Below are 21,914 nucleotides of genomic sequence, written 5' to 3'. Positions count from 1 at the left end.
TCAGTCTCAGGACGCGGTGCAGGTGGGCGTCATGCCGGCCCCACTGCCGTTGCCCTGGAAGCCGAACTCGGTGACCTGGCCCGCGCCGAGCCGGCCGTTGTAGTCCACGTTGGCGAACCGCACCGTGCCGGTGGAGCCACTGGCCGTCGCGCTCCAGGTGTTGGTGACACTCGCACCACTGGGAAGCGTGAGGCTGACGTTCCAGCCGTTCGTCCCGGCGGAGCCGGCGGTGACCTTCACGGTGGCCACGAATCCGCCGGTCCACGAGTTCAGCGACACCGATGCCGAACAACCACCGGTGGTCGGCGGCGGGGTGGTCGGCGGCGGGTCGGTGGGCGGCGGCGTCGTCGGCGGCGGGGTGGTCGGGGTACCCGTGCCGGCGTTGAGGGCGTTCAGGACGTTCGTGTACGCGGCCTTCTTGTTGCCGTTGCAGTCGAACAGCAACGCGTTGTCCGAGCCACGCCACGAGTCACAGTCCCGCACCCCCCACACCGTGATGCCGGTGCAGCGGGAGACGTTCATGCAGGCGCGGGTGACGGCGCCGTAGATGTTGGCCTGGTTCCCGCCGGTCATCACGTCCAACTCGGTGATCTGCACATCCACACCGAGGTCGGCGAAACGCTGCAGGTTGGCCTGGTAGTCACCGGCCAACGAGGTGCCCAGGTGCGACTGGAACCCCACACAGTCGATCGGCACACCACGGGACTTGAAGTCCCGCACCATGTTGTAGATCCCCGTCGACTTCGCGTTGATCCCGTCGGTGTTGTAGTCGTTGTAACACAACTTCGCACCCGGATCCGCCGCCCGCGCCGCCCGGAACGCCGCCTCGATCCAGTCGTTACCGGTGCGCTGCAGGTTCGAGTCCCGCCGCCCACCGGAACCACCGTCGGCGAACGCCTCGTTCACCACGTCCCACGAGTGAATCTTGCCGCGGAAGTGCGTCGCCACCTGCGTGACGTGGTTGATCGCCGCGTTGCGCAACGCGCTGCCCGACATGCCCTGCGCCCAACCCGGCTGCTGCGCGTGCCACAGCAACGCGTGACCCCGCACGCTCATCCCGTTGGCCTGCGCGTGGCTGACCAGACGATCACCACCGGTGTAGCTGAACCGACCCTGCTGCGGCTCGGTGGCATCCCACTTCATCTCGTTCTCGGCCACGACACTGTTGAACTCACGGTTCAGGATCGTCGTGTAGATGCTCGTGGACAGCTTGCCCGTCGCGACAGCGGCCCCGAAGTAGCGGCCCTTCTCCGCCGCCGAGGCCCCCAGGGTCGTGCCGGCGCTGGCCGTGGAGGTCAGTGCCACCGTCATCCCGGCGGCGAGAACGCCGGTAACTGCGATGGTCACCGCCGCTCGCAGGGCTCTTCTGTGATTCATCCCGGATTCCTTCTCTGTGGTGGTGCGGTGATGGAAGCGCAGCGCCCGAATCTGCTCATGCGACATCGGAGACGACAGCAGCGGTCGCCGTCGCGGTTAGCAGTGCGGGGAATCCTGAACCGACGTCCGGCATGCCCTGGGCGGACGTCGCGTTCCGAGGGGCCACAGCAGGTTCGCCCGGTGAACCACGGGTGCGGCCGCCCTCAACCATCGACTGTGAGCGATAACATGCCGTTCGTCAAGTCGTAACCGGCCGGGCCGAGGCCGGGTCGTCGCGGTCGAGCCGGCGGGGCGCTTCGGCGTGCTGCCGGAGCCGCGGGACGGACGGCTCCGGCAGCGCCGGTCACTGGAACGAGGCGTCGTCGACGAGGAAGCTGTCGGTGCCCTGCGCCGTCTCCACGTAGAAGGTGGCATTGGACAGCGTGCCGCTCCACGACACGGTCGTGGTGCCCGTGAGCAGCGTCCAGCCGTTGACGGTCACCCCCACCGCCGGGGTCAGCTGGAGGTAGCTCGTCGTGCCGCCGCCGGTCAGTGACAGCGTCGCCTTCGCCGACGGGGTGCCGCTCTGCGCGCGTACCCAGACGTTGGTGGTGTAGCTCTTGCCGTTGGTGAGCCGGGCGGTCACGTCCTGACCGGGGCCGTTCCACGCGCCGGTGCGGCCGGTGATCGACAGCGACCCGCCGCCGCCGTGCGCGACGGTGGTGTTCCGGGCGAGCGTTCCGCTGCCGTGCACACCCCAGCCCGTCGTGCCGTTCTCCACGTCGCCGTTGGTGAGCAGGCTGGCGCTACCGGCGGTGCCGCTGAACTGCCACCAGTTGATGTTGAACAGGTTGCCGCTCCCGCCAGCGAAGCGGAGATACAGATCATGGGTGCCGGTTGCGCCGCTGACCGCGCAGGTGCTGGTGGTCCAGGTCTGCCAGCCGCCGGTGCCGCCGACGGTGCAGGTGCCCACGGTCGGTCCGGTGGCGCTGTCGAGGCGTACCTCGATCCGGCCGCCGCTGGTGGCCGACGCGACCCGGGCGCTGAACGATGTCGCGCCCGCTCCGAACGCGACACCCTTGACCTTGATGTAGTCGCCGTTCTCGATCCAGCCGACGTTCATCCCGCCCTCGCTGGACGCCTCGGTCTCGATCCCCGAGCCCCAGGCGATCGTCTCGGCCTCCTGACGCACGTACGGGTTCAACGTCCCGATCTGCGGCGCGCCGGTGGTGGTCATGTTGATGGTCGGGAACGTGCCGTTGCTGTTGTAGGTGAACTTCTCCACCGCCACCGAGCGGGTGTAACCGCCGCCGCCGGGCAACGCCCCGTTGTGATAGAAGAAGTACGAACCACCCTGGAAATCGATCACACCCGCATGGTTGGTGAAGCTACCGCCCTGCCGCGGCATGATCGTTCCTCGGTACGTCCACGGCCCGGTCGGCCCGGTCGCCGTCGAGTACGCGAGGAACTCCGAGCAGCACTCCGCGGCGAACACGTTGTAGTACAGGCCGTTGCGCTTGAACACCCACGGCCCCTCCTCGTACAGGGTCGGCCGACTCGCGTTGCCGTTACGGGTGCCGAACCCCGCCGTCGTGAGCGGGATGCGCGTCGCGCTGCCGGAGAACGAGATCATGTCCGGGTTCAACTTCACGTACCACAACCCCGGGTTCCCCCAGTACAGGTACGCCTGGCCGTCGTCGTCGATGAACGCGTGCGGGTCGATCTCGTTGTTGCCGACCAGGGGCCGGCCGAGCGCGTCCCGGAACGGCCCGGTCGGGCTGTCCGCCACACCGACCCCGATGACCATCTGCCCGTTGGAGCGCTGCCGCACCGGCACGTACCAGTAGAACTTGCCGTTACGCGCGATGACCTGCCCGGCCCACGCGTTGGCGTCCGCCCACGCGAACGTCGCCAAATTCATCGGCGAGCCGTGATCGGTCCAGTTCATCATGTCCGCCGACGAGAACACCCGCCACTCCCGCATCGTGAAGTAGGTGGACCCGTCCTCGTCATGCCCGGTGTAGAGATACACCCGACCGTCGTGCACCATCGGCGCCGGATCAGCGGTGTAGATGTGCTGGACGATGGGGTTGTCGGCAGTGGCCGTGCCCGGGAACAGGGCGAGGACGCAGAGCATGCTCGCCAGCCAGGCGATGGCGCGCCTGGCCCGGGTGGTGGTTCGATCTTGCACCTTCACGATTACTCCCACAGAGAGTGTGCCGTGCGCGATGTCTGACTCGGCGGGCCACCGCTGCCCTGACTGCTGCCCGATCGGACTCTGCTGTGCGCACGCCGAGCAGCACGACCGGCGGCCGTGTTAGCGTTAACAGCTACTGTCGGACGCCTCCCTCCCCGCCTGACCTGGATTTTTACGAGACGCGGGATGACCGTCGTAACCACATCGCAGCTCTGATGTATCGACGTTGACATCCAAGATTTACGATGCACCGTACTGAGCGACACGACGGGCGTCAACGGGCGGACGCCCGCTCTTCATCCATCGCCATCCGTCACACAGGGTCACATTTTGCTGGCCCGAAGCCGGGCCGGTGTCCGTTTCGGACCTTTGCGGCCACCCAGCCCGACACCCCCCGAACCAGGTCGCCGCGCGGAGGGGCCGGCGGGTCGATCCGGGGGTTGCGGGCATGTTAACGACCAACTATGTTAGCGATCACATCGATGTGCCGCGATAAGCGTCAGGGGTGGGCACCCGGCGTCCACAGCGACCGCGTCCCCATCAGCCGCACCGCACCCGTCGTCGGCAGTTCACCGCTGACGACCCGCCGCCATCGATGGCGGCCCCGACGTACCGGCCACCTGGAGGTTCCCCATGCCACCCCCGCCCCTCAGCCGCCGCCACCTGCTTCAGGCCGCCGGAGCCACAGTGGTGCTCTCCGCGACCGGCGCCGCCGTCGCGCCCGGGAGCGCGTCCGCCGCCATCGTGCCCCCGGCCCGCTCCGACATCGGGGTCTCGGCGTACCCGTTCGACCCCGGTCAGGTACGACTCACCGCAGGCCGGTGGATGGACAACCAGAACCGCACGCTCAACTACCTGCGATTCGTCGACGTCGACCGGATGCTCTACAACTTCCGGGCCAACCATCGGCTCTCCACCAACGGCGCCGCCACCAACGGCGGCTGGGACGCGCCGAACTTCCCGTTCCGGACCCACATGCAGGGGCACTTCCTGAGCGCCTGGGCGTACGCGTACGCGGTGCTGGGCGACACCACCTGCCGGGACAAGGCCAACTACATGGTGGCCGAGCTGGCCAAGTGCCAGGCCAACAACTCGGCCGCCGGGTTCGGCGCGGGTTACCTCTCCGGCTTCCCCGAGTCCGACTTCACCGCGCTCGAGGCCCGGACGCTGTCCAACGGCAACGTGCCGTACTACTGCATCCACAAGACCCTCGCCGGGCTGCTCGACGTCTGGCGCTACACCGGAAACACGCAGGCCCGCACCGTCCTGCTGGCCCTCGCCGGCTGGGTCGACAGCCGCACGAGCCGACTCAGCTCCAGCCAGATGCAGTCGATGCTGGGCACCGAATTCGGTGGCATGAACGACGTGCTCACCGACATCTACCAGCAGACCGGCGACTCCCGCTGGCTCACCACCGCCCAGCGGTTCGACCACGCCGCCGTGTTCAACCCCCTCGCGGCCAACCAGGACCAGCTCAACGGGCTGCACGCCAACACGCAGGTGCCCAAGTGGATCGGCGCGGCCCGCGAGTACAAGGCCACCGGCACCACCCGGTACCGGGACATCGCCAGCAACGCGTGGAACATCACCGTCGGGGCGCACACCTACGCCATCGGCGGCAACAGCCAGGCGGAGCACTTCCGGGCACCGAACGCGATCGCCGGCTACCTCAGCAACGACACCTGCGAGCAGTGCAACACGTTCAACATGCTGAAGCTGACCAGGGAGCTGTGGCTGCTCGACCCGAACCGGACCGACTACTTCGACTTCTACGAGCGCGCGCTGATCAACCACCTGATCGGCGGGCAGAACCCGGCCGACAGCCACGGCCACATCACCTACTTCACCCCGCTGCGCCCGGGCGGGCGTCGCGGGGTCGGCCCGGCCTGGGGCGGCGGCACCTGGAGCACCGACTACAACTCGTTCTGGTGCTGTCAGGGCACCGGCCTGGAGATCAACACCAGGTTGATGGACTCCATCTACTTCTACAACGGCACCACACTGAGCGTTAACCTGTTCGCGCCGTCGGTGCTGAACTGGACGCAGCGCGGCATCACCGTCACCCAGGCCACCAGCTACCCGGTCAGCGACACCAGCACCCTGACCCTGTCCGGGACGATGAGCGGCTCGTGGAGCATCCGGGTGCGGATCCCGTCCTGGACCAGCGGCGCGACGATCGCCGTCAACGGCACCGTGCAGAACGTCGCCACCAACCCCGGCAGCTACGCCACTGTCACCCGCACCTGGGCCGCCGGCGACACCCTCACCGTACGACTGCCGATGCAGGTCGTCATGCGGGCCGCCAACGACAACGCCTCGGTCGCCGCCGCCACGTACGGCCCGACGGTGCTGGCCGGCAACTACGGCAACACCGCGCTCAGCAGCCTGCCCGCACTGACCGTCTCCTCGATCGCGCGTACCAGCACCAGCTCGCTCGCGTTCACCGCCAGCGCCAACGGGTCCACAGTGAACCTCGCCCCGTTCTACGACGCCCACGGCTACAACTACACGGTCTACTGGAACACCAACGGTGGTGGCGGCACCGGCGGCAGCTACCGCCTGGTGAACGTCGGCACCGGCCTGGTCCTCGGCGTGCAGAACATGTCCACCGCCGACGGCGGGCTGGCCGTGCAGTGGGGCGACAGCGGCACCGCCGACCACAACTGGGTGATGGTGACCGACGGCAACGCGGTGCGGTTCCGCAACGTCCACAGCGGCAAGGTCCTGGGCGTGGAGAACATGTCCACCGCGGACAACGCCCGGGTCCTGCAGTGGGCCGACAACGGCACCGCCGACCACCGGTGGATCCTGGTGGACAACGGCGACGGCTCCTACAAGATCCGCAACGTCAACAGCAACAAGCTACTGGGAATCCTGAACGGGTCGACCGCCTGGGGAGCGCAGGCCGTGCAGGACTCCGACAACGGCAGCGCGGACAACCGGTGGAGACTCGTCCGCAACGCCTGACATCCGCCCCACCCCCCGGGCTCACCGGCGCGGTCACCCGAAGGCCGCGCCGGTGACGCCGGGCGGGCACCCGGCAGCGGCCGTACAGTGGGGAGGGTCCTGGCCCCAGTGAACGTGGCGGACGTGTCGGCTCGTGCCGCTTCCGCCCGGAAGGAGCACAGTGAACCGCCCCCTGCGCACCACACTCGTCGGCGCGATCACCGCCGCCCTGCTGGCCACCGTCGCCGTCGCGCCGGCGCAGGCGCACCCCGCCGGGCCGCCGCCGGCCGTCCTCGCCCTCCCCGACGGGTTCCAGCCCGAGGGCATCGCCACCGCCGGCCGGTACGCCTACTTCGGCTCCCGCGCGACCGGCGCCATCCAGCGCGTCGACCTGGTCACCGGCCGGGGCACGACGATCGGCGCGGCCACCGGCACCCCGTCGCTCGGTCTCAAGGTCGACCCCCGTGGCCGGCTGTTCGTCTCCGGCGGCACGGCCGGCGACGCCCGTGTGCTCGACACCCGCACCGGCGAGGTGCTGGCCCGCTACCAGTTCGCCACCGCCCCGACGTTCGTCAACGACGTCATCCTGACCCGCGACGCCGCGTACTTCACCGACTCGAACCGGCCGGTGCTGTACCGGCTGCCGTTCGGGCGCGGCGGGGCGCTGCCGCCCGCCGACGCCGTCACCACGATCACCCTGACCGGCGCGTACGAGCAGGTCGGCACCGGCGTCAACCTCAACGGCATCACCACCACACCGGACGGCCGGGCGCTGATCGTAGTCCAGTCCACCACCGGCACGCTGTACCGGGTCGACAAGGCGACCGGCGCGAGCACCGTCGTGGACGTGCCGGGGCACACCTTCACCAACGGCGATGGACTGTTGCTGCTCGGCCGCACCCTCTACGTCGTGCAGAACCGCCTCAACCTGATCGCTGTGGTCCGGCTCAACCACGCCGGCACCGCCGGAACGCTCACCGGCACCATCACCGACCCGAACTTCGACGTGCCCACCACCGTCGCCGCGGCGTTGGGCCGGCTCTACCTGCCCAACGCCCGGTTCACCACACCACCGACCGCCACCACGCCGTACACGGTCGTCGCGGTCCGCGCCCGCTGAGCGACCCGAGGGGGTACGCGCCACGCGGGTGCCCCCTCGGGTCGCCGCTCTGGATCTCCACCGCCGGTGGACCGCCAGTAGGATCACTGGCACCTCGGCGACGACTGTCGCCTCGTGCATCCCGGAGTCCGCGTGGCCGCCCGTTCGAACCGTTTCCTGCGCCGAGCCTTGGCCGTGGGCTGCCTCCTCGCCGTCGCCGCGCTGCCGACCGCGGCGCCAGCCGCACGACCGGGCGCTCTGCGGGCCGCGCCCGCCGACGCCACGGACGCCCCGCAGGTCACCGTGCTGCGGATGCTGCAGATGAACCTCTGCAACAGTGGCCGCGCCGGTTGCTACACCGGCCGGGCGATGGCCAGGGCCACCCAGGTGATCACCGCCGAGACGCCCGACCTGGTCACCCTCAACGAGATCTGCGCGAACGACCTTGCCGTCCTGCGCCGCGTGTTCCAGACCGTCCACCCCGGCCGGACCGTCGTGGCCGCGTTCCAGGCCGCCGGTGACCGCCCGAGCGGCAACGACACCCGTTGCCGCGACGGCCAACGATTCGGCATCGGGCTGCTGACCCACGCGCGGGCAGCGGCCAGCCCGGGCACCGTGTACGCCGGAACCCATCCAACGCAGGACCTCGCGGACCCCGAGGAACGGGCCTGGCTCTGCGTCGACGCCGACGGCGCCCTGCTCGCCTGCACCACGCACCTGTCGGCCAGCGGCTACCGGGTCGCGCTCACCCAGTGCCACCACCTGCTCGACGTCATCCTGCCGGGGATCAGCCGCGACGCCGGGAACCTGCCCACCGTGCTGGCCGGCGACCTCAACCTGCGCGCCGGCCACGACCCCGACGTGCGGACCTGCACACCGACCGGCCATCAGCGCATCGACGACGGCCGGCTGCAACACATCACGGCGACCCCGGACATCACGATCTGCTGTCGCACGGTGGTGCCCATGCAGGAGGCGACAGACCACCCCGGGCTGCTGGCCACCCTCACCATCGGCCGCAGCCGCCGGCCGACCTGACCGCCGCCGCGCCGGCCGGGCCGGGCGGCGTCAGCGCGGCGGCGCGTCCCGGCGGGACGGAAACGGGGTCCCCGGCTGGCCGAGGGTGGAGCGGGCCCGCAACCCGACCGGGTCGGGAGCGGCGGTGGGCGTCGGTGCCTGCGGTGCGGAGACCCGCCGCCCGTCCAGGTACGCGGCGGCGGCCCGGTCGTCGTCGGTCGGAGCGGCCAGCAGCGCGTAGAGCAGACCGACCACCCCGAAGATCACCGCCAGCACGATCGGCACCAGCAGGGTGCTCACGCCGGTGCCGGTCACCTCACCGGACCCCTCGTGGCGGTGCACCGACAGGGCGCTCATGCCGGTGAAGTGCATCCCGTTGACGGCGATCCCCATGACCAGCGCGGACGCGAACACCACGACCCCCCGCCGGACCGTCATCGCGAGCCAGAGGGCGACGGTGGCCGCCACCACGGCGATGACCACCGAGAGCACCACTCGGACGGTGTCGAAGCCGAGGCTGCCGTTGAGGCGCATGGCGGCCATTCCGGTGTAGTGCATGGCGGCCACGCCGACACCGGTGAAGAGGCCGCCGGCGATCAGGCGTACCGGATTGAGCCGGCCGGTGCCCACGATGGCCAGGCCGATACCGACCGCCACCACGGCGATGGCCGTGCTGGCCGCGGTCAGCGGCACGTCGTAGCGGATCCGGGTGTTCTCGACGGCGAAGCCGAGCATGGCCATGAAGTGCATGGCCCAGATGGCGGTGCCACCCAGCGCCCAGGCTGACAACAGACCCCACCACGCGCGTTGACCGCTCGTTCGCGCCGTGCGGATGCGCCCGGCGCAAACCAGACCGAGGATCGATCCGAGCACGGACAGCGCGTAACTCAACGCGGGCGTGATCCACCCGTACTCAAAGTGATTGATCTCCGCCACGGCGGCTTCCCCCCATTCGTTACCGGCCCGTCAACACGACGCCTCGGCAATGATCAGGGGTGCCGTGATCAGGCGCAATAGGCCCCCCGGCGCGTTCCCGGGGGTGCCCTTGCGGTGACCGTCCGCTGCGTCGATTCACCGCCGCAGGTGACGCAGGGTTACCGTCAGGCGGACGTGTGGTACGCGAGAACGCCCCGATTGACGGCCGCTATAGCCTGTCGAGCCGTAGAGCGCAGCTCCGCACTGGCACCACCGGAGTCGGCAATCTGACCGAGCAGGTCGACGACCTGGCGGGCCCACCGGACGAAGTCACCGGCCGGCATCTCACCATCGATCTCGTGCCCGCTGCCGAGCACCTTGGCCAGCGCCTCACCCCGGGCCCACCGGTAGACCGGCCAGGCGAATCCGAGATCCGGTTCCCGGGTCGCGGTCAGCCCGCGCGCCGCCTCGTCGGCCTCGATCTCCCCCCACAGCTTCAGCGTCTCGTCCACCGCGTCGGCCACCGGTCCGCGCGGCAGCGACGCCCGCTCGTCGACGTCACGGCGCGCCTCGAACACCACCACGGACACCGCGGCGGCCAGCTCGGCCGGCGACAGCCCGTTCCACACCCCCCGGCGCAGGCACTCGGCGACCAGCAGGTCCGCCTCGGTCCAGATCCGGCCCAGCATCCGACCGGCGTCGGTGACCGCGCCGTCGCGCGCGAGGTACCCCCGCTCGGTCAGCAACGCCACGATCCGGTCGAACGTCCGGGCGAGGGACCCCGTGCGGCCGCTGACCCGCTGGCGCAGCTCCTCGGTGTCGCGCTCCAGCCGCCGACGCCGCTCCGCCCAGCGGGCGTGCTCCTCGCGCTCCGGGCAGGCGTGGCAGGGGTGGTGGCGCAGCTCGGTGCGCAGCTGGGTGATCCGGTGGTCCTCGCCGGTCACCTGCCGCGAACGACCTCCGCGCCGGCCGCCGTGCCGGTCCAGGCCGGTGCCGCTGACCTCGGCGGCGAGATCCCGCCGGGCGGCCGGTGACCGGTGGTTGAAGTGCTTGGGCACCCGGATGCGGGCCAGCACCTCGGCCGGTGTGGTGAAGTCGCCGGGGCTGACCCGCCCGGCCCAACGGTCCTGGGTGAGCACCAGCGGCCGGGGCTCACCGAACCCGCCGGTCGCCGGGTCCAGCACCACCGCCAGACCGGCCCGCCTGCCCGACGGCACCCGGATCACGTCACCGACGCGCAGCCGCTCCAACGAGGCCACCGCGGCGGCCTTGCGCTGGGTCTGCCCCTGCCGGGCGATCGCCTTCTCCCGCTCGGCGATCGCCACCCGCAGCGCGAAGTACTCGTCGAAGTCGCCGTGATGGCAGGCGGCCTCCGCGCCGTACGCCTCGATGGTCTCGGTGTTGCGCTGCACCTGCCGGGCCAGACCGACCACCGACCGGTCCGCCTGGAACTGGGCGAACGACGACTCCAGCAGAGCGCGGGCCGGCTCCGCGCCGACAGTGCCGACCAGGTTGACGGCCATGTTGTACGACGGCCGGAAGCTGGAACGCAGCGGGTAGGTGCGGGTGGACGCCAACCCGGCCACGTGCCGCGGGTCGGTCTCCGGGGACCACACGACGACGGCGTGCCCCTCCACGTCGATGCCACGGCGGCCGGCGCGCCCGGTGAGCTGCGTGTACTCCCCCGGGGTCAGGTCGACGTGCGCCTCGCCGTTGTACTTCACCAGCCGTTCCAGGACGACGCAGCGGGCCGGCATGTTGATGCCCAACGCCAGGGTCTCGGTGGCGAAGACCGCCTTGACCAGACCACGGACGAACAACTCCTCGACGACTTCCTTGAACACCGGCAGCATGCCCGCGTGATGGGCGGCCAGGCCGCGCTCCAGACCGTCCAGCCACTCCCAGTAGCCCAGGACCGACAGGTCCTCCCCAGGAATGGCGGTGACCCGAGACTCGACGACCCGGCGGATCTCGGCCCGCTCCTCCGCCGAGGTGAGCCGCAACCCGGCGGCGAGACACTGCTGCACCGCGGCGGCGCACCCGGCCCGGCTGAAGATGAACAGGATCGCCGGCAGCAGACCCTCCCGGTCCAGCCGGTCGACGATGTCGGGGCGCATCGGGCCACGCCAGCGCGGGCCACGACGCCCGGCACCGGGGCCCGCGCTGCGCCCCTCGCCCAACTCCAGCCGCCGCACGGTCTCCCGGGTGTAGCGCAGCAACTCCGGGTGCACGTCGTGCTTGCGGGCGGCGTCAGCGTCGTGGAACAGGTCGAACATCCGCTTGCCGACCAGCATGTGCTGCCACAACGGCACCGGCCGGTGCTCGCTCACCACCACGGCGGTCTCGCCGCGCACGGTGACCAGCCAGTCGGCGAACTCCTCGGCGTTGGAGACGGTCGCCGACAACGAGACCAAGGTGACCGAGGCCGGCAGGTGGATGATCACCTCTTCCCACACCCCGCCGCGGAACCGGTCGGCCAGGTAGTGCACCTCGTCCATCACCACGTACGCGAGGCCCTGCAGGGTGCTGGAGCCCGCGTAGAGCATGTTGCGCAGCACCTCGGTGGTCATCACGATCACCGGCGCGTCGCCGTTGATCGCGTTGTCACCGGTCAGCAGGCCCACCTGCTCGGCGCCGTACCGGGCGACCAGGTCGTGGTACTTCTGATTGGACAACGCCTTGATCGGCGTGGTGTAGAAACACTTGCGCCGCGCCGCTGGGGTCGCCGCGTCGGCGGCGGGCACCGGGTCGTCGGGCCGCCCGCGCAACGCCAGGTGCACGGCGAACTCCCCGACCACCGTCTTACCGGCGCCGGTGGGAGCGCAGACCAGCACACCGCTGCCCCGCTCCAGCGACTGACACGCCTCCCGCTGGAAGTCGTCGAGGTCGAACCCCAGCTCAAGGGCGAACTCGTCCAACGCCGGAAACTGTGCGGCTTGTGCGGCCTTGCGGCGCGCCGCTGCGTACCGCTCGGCGGGGCTCGACATGGCACCAAGATTAGTGCGTGCCGAGTCACAGCACCCCACAAGGCCGTCCGGAGGGGCGGTCGGGGGCGGTCGGTAGGGTGCACGGCGTGCCGGACCATGCCGAACCGCCCCAGACCAGTCCGCCGGGCACCGCCGAGCGCCGGGCGTCCCGACGCCCGGTCAAGGCGGTGCTCTTCGACTTCCACGGCACCCTGGCCCAGGTGGAGGACCCCCAGCGGTGGGTGCTGGAGGCCGCGGCGGCGTGCGGCGTGACCCTGGACCGGGTCCGCGCCACCTCGCTGGCCGACCGCCTGTTGACCGCCGGGCGCGCCGGCGGGCCACTGCCGGCGCGGGTGCCACCCCGACTGGCCGAACTGTGGGCCGACCGGGACCTCTACCAACACGCCCACCGGGGCGCGTACACCGGGCTGGCCGAGACCGTCGACGCCGGCATCGACGGCTTCGCCGACGCGCTCTACGAGCGGCTGCTGACCGCCGACGGCTGGCAACCGTACGCCGACACCGCCCCCACGCTGACCGCGCTGCGCGACGCCGGGGTGCCGGTGGCGGTGGTCAGCAACATCGGCTTCGACCTGCGGCCACACTTCGACACCTGGGGGCTGACCGACCTCGTCGACGCGTTCGTCCTCTCGTACGAGGTGGGGCGGTGCAAACCTGACCCGGCGATCTTCTGGCGGGCCTGCGGAATGCTGGGCGTCGACCCGGAGCAGACCCTGATGGTCGGTGACACACCCGCGGACGCCGGCGCGGTGGCCGCCGGCTGCTCGGTGCTGGTCCTCCCGGCCGCCGAGCCGGGTCGGGAGAACGGCCTCGGCGCGGTGCTCGACCTCGCCCTGCCGGGCTGAGCGACACCGGCCCGACCCGCGCCCCGCTGGTCACTGAGGTGGACACCGCCGCACTGTGGCCCGGGCGCAACGCCTACCGTCGTGCCCGTGACCGAGATCCTGCTGCCCACGCCACCACCGGCCGACGCGCCACCCACCCGGCGCGGTGGCGTCGTCGCGGTGGGACTGGTGCTCGGCGGGGCGCTGTCGGTGCAGTTCGGTGCCGCCGTGGCCGCGTTGCTGTTCCCGCGTACCGGGGTGGCCGGCGCGGTGACCCTGCGGCTGACCATCGCCGCGGTGCTGCTGCTCGTCGTGTGCCGGCCCCGACTGCGCGGGCACGACCGCTCGGCCTGGCTCGCGGCAGGCGCGTTCGGGCTGGCGCTGGCCGGCATGAACTCACTCTTCTACCAGGCCATCGAACGCATTCCGCTGGGCCCGGCGGTGACGCTTGAGGTGCTCGGCCCCCTCGCCCTGTCGGTGTTCTCCGCCCGACGGCTGGCCAGCTGGGGCTGGGCCGGGCTGGCACTGGCCGGGGTGGCGCTGCTCGGGCAGGGCGGCTTCGACCGGCTGAACCCCGTCGGGGTGGCCTTCGCGTTCGGCGCGGGCGCCATGTGGGCCGCGTACATCGTGCTGAGCGCACGGGTCGGCGGCCGCTTTCCCGGCGCGGACGGGCTGGCCCTGGCGTTGACCGTCGCCGCGGTGGTCACCCTGCCGCTGGGCATCGTCGACGGCGGCGCGGTGCTGCTCGACCCGCCGGTGCTGGCGCTCGGCGTCGCCCTCGCGGTGCTCGCCTCCGGACTGCCCTACACCCTGGAGCTGCTGGCGCTACGGCGGATGCCCACCGCCACGTTCGCGGTGCTGATGAGCCTCGGCCCGGCCGTCGCCACGCTCGCCGGGTGGCTGGTGCTGCGGCAGGCGCTGACAGTGCTGGAGTGCGTCGCCATCGTGCTGGTCATCGCGGCGAGCATCGGCGCGGTCCGGGTCAACGCAGCAGCCGCAGGGCGGCCGGGACCGCGCTGATCGTCACCGGCAGGGCCAGTGACCGTTCCCCGTCGGCGTACGAGGTGATGCCCTCGGCGGCCACCTCCACGGTGCGGGCCCGGAAGCTGCGTACCAGCGGGTGGCTGACGTGGGTGCCCTGATAGATGCGCGGCTTCACCCGGACCAGGGTCCGCCGGTCGACCCGACCCGCCACCACCACGTCGAGCAGCCCGTCGGTCGGGTCCGCGTCCGGGCAGATCCGCATTCCACCGCCGTACGTCGGGCAGTTGCCCACCGCCACGAGCACCGCGTCCAGGTCGTGCGTGACCCCGTCGAGGCGCAGCGTGTAGCGGCGGGGGCGCAGCCGGGCCAGCTCGACCAGGATCGCCAGGTCGTACCGGCGCGGGCCGCGTGGCCAGCGCATCCGGTTGGCCCGCTCGTTGACGATCGCGTCGAACCCGGCCGCGAGGACCGCCCCGTACCAGCGCTCGACGCCGTCGACCCCGACCATCCGGGCCAGGTCGACGGGTCGACTGCGGCCGTCGCGCAGCGCCTCGGCGATCACCGCCGTCGCCGCGAGGGGGTCGGCCGGGAAACCGGTGTCCAGCGCGAAGTCGTTGCCGGTGCCGGCCGGGATCGGACCGAACGGCACGTCGGTGCCGGCGACCGCCTGCAACGCCCGGTGCACGGTGCCGTCCCCACCGACCGCCACCAACGCACCGGCGCCGTCGGCCACGGCGGCCCGGCACGCCGCCTCCGCCTCGGCGGGGCTCGACGCCGGCAGCAGCCGGACCGGCCGCCCGGCGACGGCCAACCCGTCCAACAGCCGGGGCAGCAGAGTACGGTGCCGTCCGCGACCGGCGGTCGGGTTCGTGAGGACGGCCAGCGGGCCACCGGGGAGCGGGGCGCGGTCGACCGGTCCACCGTCGGTCGGTCCGCCGTCGGTCGGTCCACCGGCGAGCGGGGCACCGTCGGTCGGTCCACCGACCGGGGCGGGCAGGTGATCGTCAGCGGTCACGGGCAGCACCGTACCGGTCGGACACCCGCCGTTCACCGGGGGCAGGCGTGGTCACCAAAGGTCCCATTGCCGACGCTGCCGGTGACGCGACGACGCCGCCCCCGGGAACCCGGGGGCGGCGTCGGTGGACCGGTCGGCGCGGGGCCGTCAGGTCATGTCGTCGTAGCGCCGCTCGATCGGTGCGGGCGGGGCGACCGGTTCCGGCACCCCGATCGGCGCGGCCGAGTCGACCCGCTGCCCGGCCACGACCGGGTCCGCGTCGAACTCCAACGGCGACACCTCGTCGTCGTCGATGCCGGCGTAGATCTCCTTGCCCCGCCCACGCCGCTTGTCGTTGAGGAACGCGATGCCGACGGCGCCGAAGTAGAGCGCGGAGAGGCAGAGCGCCAACGCGGTCATCCCGAACGGGTCCGGGGTGGGGGTGACCACGGCGGAGAACGCGAAGAACACGAAGATCGCCACCCGCCACCAGCTGAGCAGCCGCTTCGCGCTGGCGATGCCCACGAAGTTGAGCATCAGCACGATCAACGGGAACTCGAACGCCACACCGAACAACAGGATCAGGTTCGTGACGAAGGAGATGTACTTGGTGATCTCCAGGGTGGTGCTGATCTCGCTGTCCGAGATGCTGAGCAGGAACTCCAGGCCCTTGGCCGTGACGAAGTACGCCAGCACCGCGCCGGCGGCGAACAGCGGCGCGGCGAGGGCGGTGAAGAAGTACGCGTAGCGGCGCTCGTGCCGGTGCAGGCCGGGCGCGATGAACGCCCAGAGCTGGTAGAGCCAGACCGGTGCGGCGACGATCAACCCGACCCAGAGCGCGACCTTCAGGTTGAGCAGGAACAGGTCGGCCGGGCCGAGCTGGACGAACTCGCACTTGCCGTCGACGTACCTGGCCTGCGGCAGATCGCAGTAGGGCTGCTGGAGCAGGTGCAGCACCGGCTTGGCCAACCACACACCGAGACCGAACCCGATGAGGATCGCCACGGACGCGCGGAAGAGACGGTTACGCAGCTCGCGGACGTGCTCGATGAGCGTCATCGAGCCGTCGGCGGCCCGCTCGAAGCTGCTCGGGCCGCGCTTACGCAGGGCGAAGGCCACGGGAGTGGGGCCCTTCGGTCAGTTGTCGCGGACGCGGTGCACCGGGTCGGCGACCGGCTGCTGCGGCGGGGCCTGCTGGTACGGGGCCTGCTGCGGCTGGCCGGCGTACGGCGCCTGCTGCCCGGTGTGCGGCGGCAGCGGCTGGTAGCCGGCCTGCGCGTCGGCCTTCTCGGCGAGGTCGCGGTCGTCGTCCTGCAGGCTCTTCGTCTCGGCCTTGATGATCCGCAGCGACCGACCCAGCGACCGGGCCGCGTCGGGGAGCCGCTTCGCACCGAAGAGCAGGATCAGCACAACCACGAGAACAGCGATGTGCCACGGCTTGAGGGCACCCATGAGAAGCTCCAGTCGCTCTGTGTCCGAGGGGTGGTACGCAGCCCATCGTACGTGCGGATCGGCCGCCCGCCACCCGCTGGGTGGTGGTGGTTTGGCCGGGAGGGTGAAGTCTTGACCAACCCGCGATGATCCGTCAACCACCGCCAGGTGCGGGCCCGATCAGCCGCGCTTGGCCTTGATCACCGCGAGCCGCCGGGAGGTGGTGTCGAGTCGACGTTGGACGTCCTCGGCGCGCTGCTGCAACGCCTCGGCGGTGTCCCGCAGCGCCTCGGCCTCAGCGGCACGCCGCTGCAACGCCACGGCCGCGCGGCGCAGCTGGGGCAACCGGGCCAGCACCGGGCGCACGGCCAACGCGAGCACCACGAGGGGTAGCAGCACCACCGCGAGGACGATCCAGATCAGCACGGCGGTCAGCCTACTGGGTGCGGCCGGCCACCGCCGGGTCGCCCGACGGCGCGCGCTGCGCGTCGGCCTCCGACGGCCGGGGCACGGCCGGGGGCGCGGGCACGGCGTACGCGTCCAGCGCGGCGGCGGCGGTGGCCCGGACCTGCTCGGCCAACTCGACCGGGGCGACCACCGTCACCTCCGGGCCGAGGCCCAGCACGAACCGGCGGGCCCAGCCCAGGTCGGTGACCCGCAGGGAGACGAGCCACTGATCGCCGTCGCCGGCCTCGACCCGCTCGCACGGATAATATTCGGTGATCCACCGCTCGCCCCGGCCGATCCGCAGGGTGATCAGCGGCAGGTCGGCCGACGGGCGGAACACGCCCTCGGTGAGGTCGTGCGGCACGGCCTGCGGCGGCACCGTGGCCGGCTCGTCCAACTCGGTGGTCGCGTCGATCCGGTCGGCGCGGAACAGCCGGACGGCCTCCGCACGCCGGCACCACGCCTCCACGTACGCCCGGCCGCCGACCATGAGCATCCGCAGCGGGTCGATGACGCGCTCGGTGGTCTCGTCCCGGGCGGCCGTGTAGTAGGTGATCCGCAGGGCCTTCCCGCCCTCGACGGCGGCGCGAAGCGCCTCGACCCGCGGGGTGTCGCCGGGCAACCGGACCGCAACCGGGGCGCCGACCAGGTCACCCGCGGCCTCGATCTTGGCGAGGGCCCGTTCGACGGCCTCCCGGTTGGCGACCCCGGGCGTCTCGGCCAGCATCCGCAGCGCCACCACCAGAGCGAGGGCCTCGTCGGGGGTCAGCCGCAACGGTCGGTCGATCCCGGCGTCGTAGGTGATGGTCACCCGATCACCGTCGAACGCCATGTCGATGAGGTCACCGGGGCCGTACCCGGGCAGCCCGCACACCCAGAGCAGCTCCAGGTCCTCCCGGAGCTGGCGCTCGGTGACGCCCAGGTCACCGGCCGCCTCAGCGATCTCGATGCCGGGCCGGGCCAGCAGGTAGGGCACCAGGTTGAGCAGTCGGGCCAGCCGGTCGGCGGACGCGCGGGAACCGGTGCGGGCGGCCGGGCGGGTCACCGGGCACCTCCGCCCACGGCCAGCTCGTCGTGGCGCACGGCGATCTCCTTGAGTCGTTGGATGACCGCCTCGCGGACCTCCGGTGGGTCCAGCACCCGTACGTCCGGGCCGTAGCCGACGAGATGACCGGCCAACCCGTCCGGGTCCGCGTACGGCAGGACCAGGCGGTCGCCGTCCGGACCGGCGGTCACCTCCAGCGCCCAGCGGCGCAGCCCGGCGGCCCGTCCCGGCGCGGCCAGCACCGTGGCCCGGCCGGTGCGCTCCACCGGACCCGACCAGCGGGCCACGTGGCTGATCAGGTCGACGTTGGCGGGAGGCTCGTACGCGCCGGGGGCGCCGGTCACCCGGACCGCGCCGACGACCCGGGACAGCCGGAAGCAGCGGGTCGCCTCCCGATCCTGGTCGTGGCCGACCACGTACCACCGGCCGCGCCAGCAGACGACGCCCCATGGTTGCAGTCGCCGCCGACTGGGCGCGTCGCGGTCGGGCACCCGGTAGTCGAAGCCCACCTCGCGGCGGTCCCGCGCGGCGGCGGTCAGCGGCGCGAACGCCGGGTCGACAGTGACCATCGGCTCCAGGCCGAGGGTCGCCTGCGGGTCCACGTCCACCCCGGCGGCGCGCAGCTTGGCCAGCCCGGACGACGCGGCGGCGGCCAGCCCGGCGTGCTGCCACAGTCGTGCGGCGATGCCGACCGCGGCGGCCTCGTCCGGTTCGAGGAGGATGTCGGGCAGCGCGTATTCGCGGTGGGCGATCCGGTAGCCGGGCTCGGCGTCGAAGGCGCTCGCCGTGCCGGTCTCCAGTGGGACACCCAGCTCGCGCAGCTCGGCCTTGTCCCGTTCGAACTTGCGCTGGAACGCCTCGTGGTCGCGCGCGTCGTCAGGATCGTGCTCGTAACCGGGCACGGTCGCGGCAATCTGCGCGGCGGTCAGGAACCGTCGCGTGGACAGCAGGCAGATCACCAGGTTGACCAGGCGTTCGGTGCGGGTCCGCGACACGCGGTAGACGCTAGCAGCCGACGCGCCCACACCGTGCACCCACGCGGGCGTGCCGCACACATGTTCGGATCGGGCCTCCCCCGGCGCGTCGCCGTCCGCGGTCATAGGGTGATCCTCATGTCGGCACCGGAGGCCAGGCCCGCGAGCGAGAGCGTCGGCACCGTCGTCGTCGCCGGCGCCGCCAACCTCGCCATCGCGGTGGCCAAACTGATCGCCGGGGTGATCTCCGGATCCGCCGCGATGCTCTCCGAGGCGGCGCACTCGGTGGCCGACACCACCACCGAGGTGCTGCTCTTCCAGGCGCTGCGCCGCGGCGCCCGGCCCGCCGACCAACGACATCCCTTCGGGTACGGCAAGGAGAGCTACGTCTGGGCGTTCTTCGCGGCGATGTTCACGTTCGTCGCGGGCGCCGGTTTCGCCGTCACCCACGGCGTCACCACGATCCTGGTGCACAAGCACAGCGGCGACTACCTGATCTCGTACATCGTGCTCGCTGTGTCGTTCGTCATCGAGTCGATCTCCCTGGCCCGGGCGGTGCGCCAGGTCCGCCGCGAGTCGCGACGGTGGCAGACCACGCCTCGGCGGTTTCTGCGGCTGACCGCCGACACCACCGTCAAGGCGGTCTTCCTGGAGGACAGCGCGGCCCTGATCGGTCTGGTGCTGGCCGGGCTCGGCGTCGGCCTGTCGCACGCCACCGGCGACGAGGTGTGGGACGGCGTGGCGTCGATCCTGATCGGCCTGCTGCTGCTGACCGTCGCCGGGATCCTCGCCAGCAACAACCTGTCGCTGCTGGTCGGCCGTGCCGTGCCGGAGCGGCTGCGCCGCGAGATCGAGCAGGAGCTGGCCGGACTGCCCGAGGTCGAGCGCATCGACACCCTGTTGACCATGCAGCTCGGCCCGGACGACATCCTGGTCGCCGCGAAGGTCGACTTCCGCGACGAGGCCACCGGCGCGCAGATCGAGACCACCGCCGACGAGGCCGAACGGCGGCTCACCGGCCGCTACCCGGAGATCCGGTTCGTCTTCCTCGACCCCACCCGCTCGCTGCCCGGGGCCACCGGCACCGCCCGGCACACCCAGGCCCGGCCGAGCTCGGACGCCGGCGGCGCCGAGTCGACCTGAACCGCACCCGGGCGCGGACCGCCGGGCCGGCGCGGCTAGCGTGCCCGTCATGGTGCGATGGCGTACGGGGACGGTGGCGACGCTGCGACGGCAGTGGACCGGGGCGGTGGAGCTGGACGTCGACCTGCCCGACGGCACACGGATGCGCGCGCTGGCCTACCCGGAGCTGGTCGGCACGCCCGAGCCGGGCGACCGGGTGCTGCTCAACGCCGGCGCGCTGCTGATGGGGTTGGGCACCGGCGGGTACGCCCTGGTGGTCGCCCTGCCGGACCGGCTGCCCCCGGACCCGCCGGAGGTCTCCGACACCCGCGACGCCGGGCACCTGGTGAAGGCCCGCTACACCCCGTTGCAGCCGATCCTGCTCGGCGTCGACGAGGAGGCGTCCCCGCACCGCGACGTGCTGGCCGACGTGGACGACCTGAACGGCCTGCCGGTGGTCACCGCTGATCTGCACTCGGCGCTGCCGGCGATCCTGGCCGGCATCCGGGCCGACGCGCCGCGGGCGCGGGTGGCGTACCTGCTCACCGACGGTGGCGCGCTGCCCGCCTGGTTCTCCCGCACCCTCGCCGGGCTGCGGTCCGAGCTGGTCGGCACGATCACCGTCGGGCAGGCGTTCGGCGGCGACCTGGAGGCCACCACGGTGCACGGGGGCCTGCTCGCCGCCCGGCACGTGCTCCACGCGGACCTGGCGATCGTGGCTCAGGGGCCGGGCAACCTGGGCACCGGCACCCGCTGGGGTTTCTCCGGTGTCGCGGTCGGCGAGGCGGTCAACGCGGTCGCCACGCTGGGCGGGCGGCCGGTCGGGTCGTTGCGCATCTCCGACGCCGACCCCCGTCCCCGGCACCGGGGCGTGTCCCATCACAGCCTCACCGCGTACGGCCGGGTGGCGCTCGCCCCGGCGGAGCTGGTGGTGCCCGAGAACCTGGCGCCGTCGCTCGCGGCCGAGGTGCACGCGGCGCTGGCGCCACTGGCGGCCCGGCACCGGATCGTGCCGGTGCGCACCGACGGTCTCGACGCCGCGCTGCGGGCCAGCGCCGTGCCGCTGTCCACCATGGGCCGTGGCCTCGACGCCGACCACGCCTACTTCCTGTCCGCAGCCGCCGCCGGCCGCCACGCCACAACCCTCCTCCCCTAACTGCCTCCCACCCCCGACCCCCCCCCCGTTGATCATGAAGTTATTGCCCGCCGCCTCGGCGTGTCGGGGCAATAACCTCATGATCAACGCAGGCGACGGCGGGGGCCGGGGCGTGCGGGGCCGGCAGGGTGGGGGCGGGTTAGGCGAGGAAGATCAGGGCTAGCCAGCCGCCCACGATGAGGGCCAGGGCCAGGGCCAGCACCCAGGTCGGCACCGTGTAGTCACCGCGCCGGTTACGGTCGATCTCGGCGCGGATCTTCTCCCGCCGGCGTTCGACCCAGTTCTGCCGCTCGGTGCCGCGCTCGGGGCGCTCGGAACGGTCGGAAGGTCCAGATGTCGTCATGGCGCGCTCAGCTTAACCGCTCGGCGCGCCGGGTCGACCGGCCCCGTCGGCGCAGCACGCCGCCGGGACCGGCAACC

At 71.9% G+C, this 21,914-nt stretch carries 18 protein-coding genes; 7 read left to right on the top strand and 11 right to left on the bottom strand.

Features of this window, described 5'->3' with window-relative positions:
* Window positions 1–6: 6 nt before the first annotated feature.
* Window positions 7–1,377: an endo-1,4-beta-xylanase gene (locus QSK15_RS16225; protein ID WP_285794999.1), complete on the bottom strand. Its 1,371-nt coding sequence runs from the start codon at window positions 1,375–1,377 to the stop codon at window positions 7–9.
* Window positions 1,378–1,720: 343 nt separating this feature from the next.
* A complete protein-coding gene (locus QSK15_RS16220) occupies window positions 1,721–3,553 on the bottom strand; it encodes a family 43 glycosylhydrolase (protein WP_502889606.1) in 1,833 nt (610 codons plus the stop codon).
* 633 nt (window positions 3,554–4,186) lie between these two features.
* Here QSK15_RS16220 and QSK15_RS16215 point away from each other — a divergent pair.
* The 3 genes from QSK15_RS16215 to QSK15_RS16205 all read left to right on the top strand — a co-directional run bounded on the left by QSK15_RS16215 (window position 4,187) and on the right by QSK15_RS16205 (window position 8,636).
* Window positions 4,187–6,520: a beta-L-arabinofuranosidase domain-containing protein gene (locus QSK15_RS16215; RefSeq protein WP_285794998.1), complete on the top strand. Its 2,334-nt coding sequence runs from the start codon at window positions 4,187–4,189 to the stop codon at window positions 6,518–6,520.
* A 160-nt stretch (window positions 6,521–6,680) separates the two neighbouring features.
* Entirely contained in the window at window positions 6,681–7,619 is a 939-nt protein-coding gene (locus QSK15_RS16210; protein WP_285794997.1) for an SMP-30/gluconolactonase/LRE family protein, read from the top strand.
* Between the two features lie 132 nt (window positions 7,620–7,751).
* Window positions 7,752–8,636 carry an endonuclease/exonuclease/phosphatase family protein gene (locus QSK15_RS16205; RefSeq protein ID WP_285794996.1) on the top strand — a complete coding sequence of 295 codons (885 nt, stop codon included), beginning with the start codon at window positions 7,752–7,754 and terminating at the stop codon, window positions 8,634–8,636.
* 30 nt (window positions 8,637–8,666) lie between these two features.
* Here the strand turns inward: QSK15_RS16205 and QSK15_RS16200 are convergent, their stop codons facing one another.
* The gene (locus QSK15_RS16200) at window positions 8,667–9,551 is read right to left on the bottom strand and encodes an MHYT domain-containing protein (protein ID WP_285794995.1); all 885 of its coding nucleotides are present in this window, start codon (window positions 9,549–9,551) and stop codon (window positions 8,667–8,669) included.
* Window positions 9,552–9,715: 164 nt separating this feature from the next.
* Window positions 9,716–12,517, bottom strand: coding sequence for a DEAD/DEAH box helicase (locus QSK15_RS16195; RefSeq protein WP_285794994.1), 2,802 nt, complete (start codon window positions 12,515–12,517; stop codon window positions 9,716–9,718).
* Window positions 12,518–12,603: 86 nt separating this feature from the next.
* Between QSK15_RS16195 and QSK15_RS16190 the strand changes: the two genes are divergently transcribed.
* Together QSK15_RS16190 and QSK15_RS16185 are read left to right on the top strand one after the other, a co-directional pair.
* Window positions 12,604–13,362, top strand: coding sequence for an HAD family hydrolase (locus QSK15_RS16190; RefSeq protein ID WP_285794993.1), 759 nt, complete (start codon window positions 12,604–12,606; stop codon window positions 13,360–13,362).
* A gap of 81 nt (window positions 13,363–13,443) precedes the next feature.
* On the top strand, window positions 13,444–14,361 hold the full coding sequence (locus QSK15_RS16185) for an EamA family transporter (protein WP_285794992.1): 918 nt from the start codon (window positions 13,444–13,446) through the stop codon (window positions 14,359–14,361).
* Here QSK15_RS16185 and QSK15_RS16180 read toward each other — a convergent pair.
* From QSK15_RS16180 to QSK15_RS16155, 6 genes are all read right to left on the bottom strand, one after another.
* Window positions 14,324–15,208 carry a diacylglycerol kinase gene (locus tag QSK15_RS16180; RefSeq protein ID WP_285795141.1) on the bottom strand — a complete coding sequence of 295 codons (885 nt, stop codon included), beginning with the start codon at window positions 15,206–15,208 and terminating at the stop codon, window positions 14,324–14,326. The two genes, QSK15_RS16185 and QSK15_RS16180, sit on opposite strands and share 38 nt — an antisense overlap.
* Window positions 15,209–15,487: 279 nt before the next feature.
* Entirely contained in the window at window positions 15,488–16,438 is a 951-nt protein-coding gene (gene tatC / locus QSK15_RS16175; RefSeq protein WP_285794991.1) for a twin-arginine translocase subunit TatC, read from the bottom strand.
* 18 nt (window positions 16,439–16,456) lie between these two features.
* The gene (tatA, locus tag QSK15_RS16170; RefSeq protein ID WP_285794990.1) at window positions 16,457–16,771 is read right to left on the bottom strand and encodes a Sec-independent protein translocase subunit TatA; all 315 of its coding nucleotides are present in this window, start codon (window positions 16,769–16,771) and stop codon (window positions 16,457–16,459) included.
* Between the two features lie 159 nt (window positions 16,772–16,930).
* Entirely contained in the window at window positions 16,931–17,176 is a 246-nt protein-coding gene (locus QSK15_RS16165) for a hypothetical protein (RefSeq protein WP_030332934.1), read from the bottom strand.
* 10 nt (window positions 17,177–17,186) lie between these two features.
* The gene (locus tag QSK15_RS16160) at window positions 17,187–18,242 is read right to left on the bottom strand and encodes a helix-turn-helix transcriptional regulator (RefSeq protein WP_285794989.1); all 1,056 of its coding nucleotides are present in this window, start codon (window positions 18,240–18,242) and stop codon (window positions 17,187–17,189) included.
* Window positions 18,239–19,237: a helix-turn-helix transcriptional regulator gene (locus tag QSK15_RS16155; RefSeq protein WP_285794988.1), complete on the bottom strand. Its 999-nt coding sequence runs from the start codon at window positions 19,235–19,237 to the stop codon at window positions 18,239–18,241. Before QSK15_RS16155 ends, QSK15_RS16160 begins: the two co-directional genes overlap by 4 nt.
* Window positions 19,238–19,354: 117 nt before the next feature.
* Between QSK15_RS16155 and QSK15_RS16150 the strand changes: the two genes are divergently transcribed.
* Window positions 19,355–20,359 (top strand): cation diffusion facilitator family transporter, encoded by a 1,005-nt coding sequence (locus QSK15_RS16150; RefSeq protein ID WP_285794987.1) that lies wholly within the window; start codon window positions 19,355–19,357, stop codon window positions 20,357–20,359.
* Window positions 20,360–20,408: 49 nt separating this feature from the next.
* Window positions 20,409–21,494 carry a DUF3866 family protein gene (locus QSK15_RS16145; RefSeq protein ID WP_285794986.1) on the top strand — a complete coding sequence of 362 codons (1,086 nt, stop codon included), beginning with the start codon at window positions 20,409–20,411 and terminating at the stop codon, window positions 21,492–21,494.
* A gap of 139 nt (window positions 21,495–21,633) precedes the next feature.
* Here the strand turns inward: QSK15_RS16145 and QSK15_RS16140 are convergent, their stop codons facing one another.
* Entirely contained in the window at window positions 21,634–21,837 is a 204-nt protein-coding gene (locus QSK15_RS16140) for a hypothetical protein (RefSeq protein WP_030332927.1), read from the bottom strand.
* Window positions 21,838–21,914 lie beyond the last annotated feature (77 nt).

It is taken from the genome of Micromonospora sp. NBRC 107095 (assembly GCF_030269705.1).
Lineage (GTDB): Bacteria > Actinomycetota > Actinomycetes > Mycobacteriales > Micromonosporaceae > Micromonospora > Micromonospora parva.
The sequence above is the reverse complement of the archived record's forward strand: the minus strand, read 5'-3'. Positions and strand labels throughout refer to the sequence as shown.

What these genes read in the sequence shown, in the direction of transcription:
- QSK15_RS16225 (WP_285794999.1), bottom strand. Translation starts at nt 1,377, where the DNA reads ATGAATCACAGAAGAGCCCTGCGAGCGGCGGTGACCATCGCAGTTACC.
- QSK15_RS16215 (WP_285794998.1), top strand. Translation starts at nt 4,187, where the DNA reads ATGCCACCCCCGCCCCTCAGCCGCCGCCACCTGCTTCAGGCCGCCGGA.
- QSK15_RS16195 (WP_285794994.1), bottom strand. Translation starts at nt 12,517, where the DNA reads ATGTCGAGCCCCGCCGAGCGGTACGCAGCGGCGCGCCGCAAGGCCGCA.
- tatA (WP_285794990.1), bottom strand. Translation starts at nt 16,771, where the DNA reads ATGGGTGCCCTCAAGCCGTGGCACATCGCTGTTCTCGTGGTTGTGCTG.
- QSK15_RS16150 (WP_285794987.1), top strand. Translation starts at nt 19,355, where the DNA reads ATGTCGGCACCGGAGGCCAGGCCCGCGAGCGAGAGCGTCGGCACCGTC.
- QSK15_RS16145 (WP_285794986.1), top strand. Translation starts at nt 20,409, where the DNA reads ATGGTGCGATGGCGTACGGGGACGGTGGCGACGCTGCGACGGCAGTGG.
- QSK15_RS16140 (WP_030332927.1), bottom strand. Translation starts at nt 21,837, where the DNA reads ATGACGACATCTGGACCTTCCGACCGTTCCGAGCGCCCCGAGCGCGGC.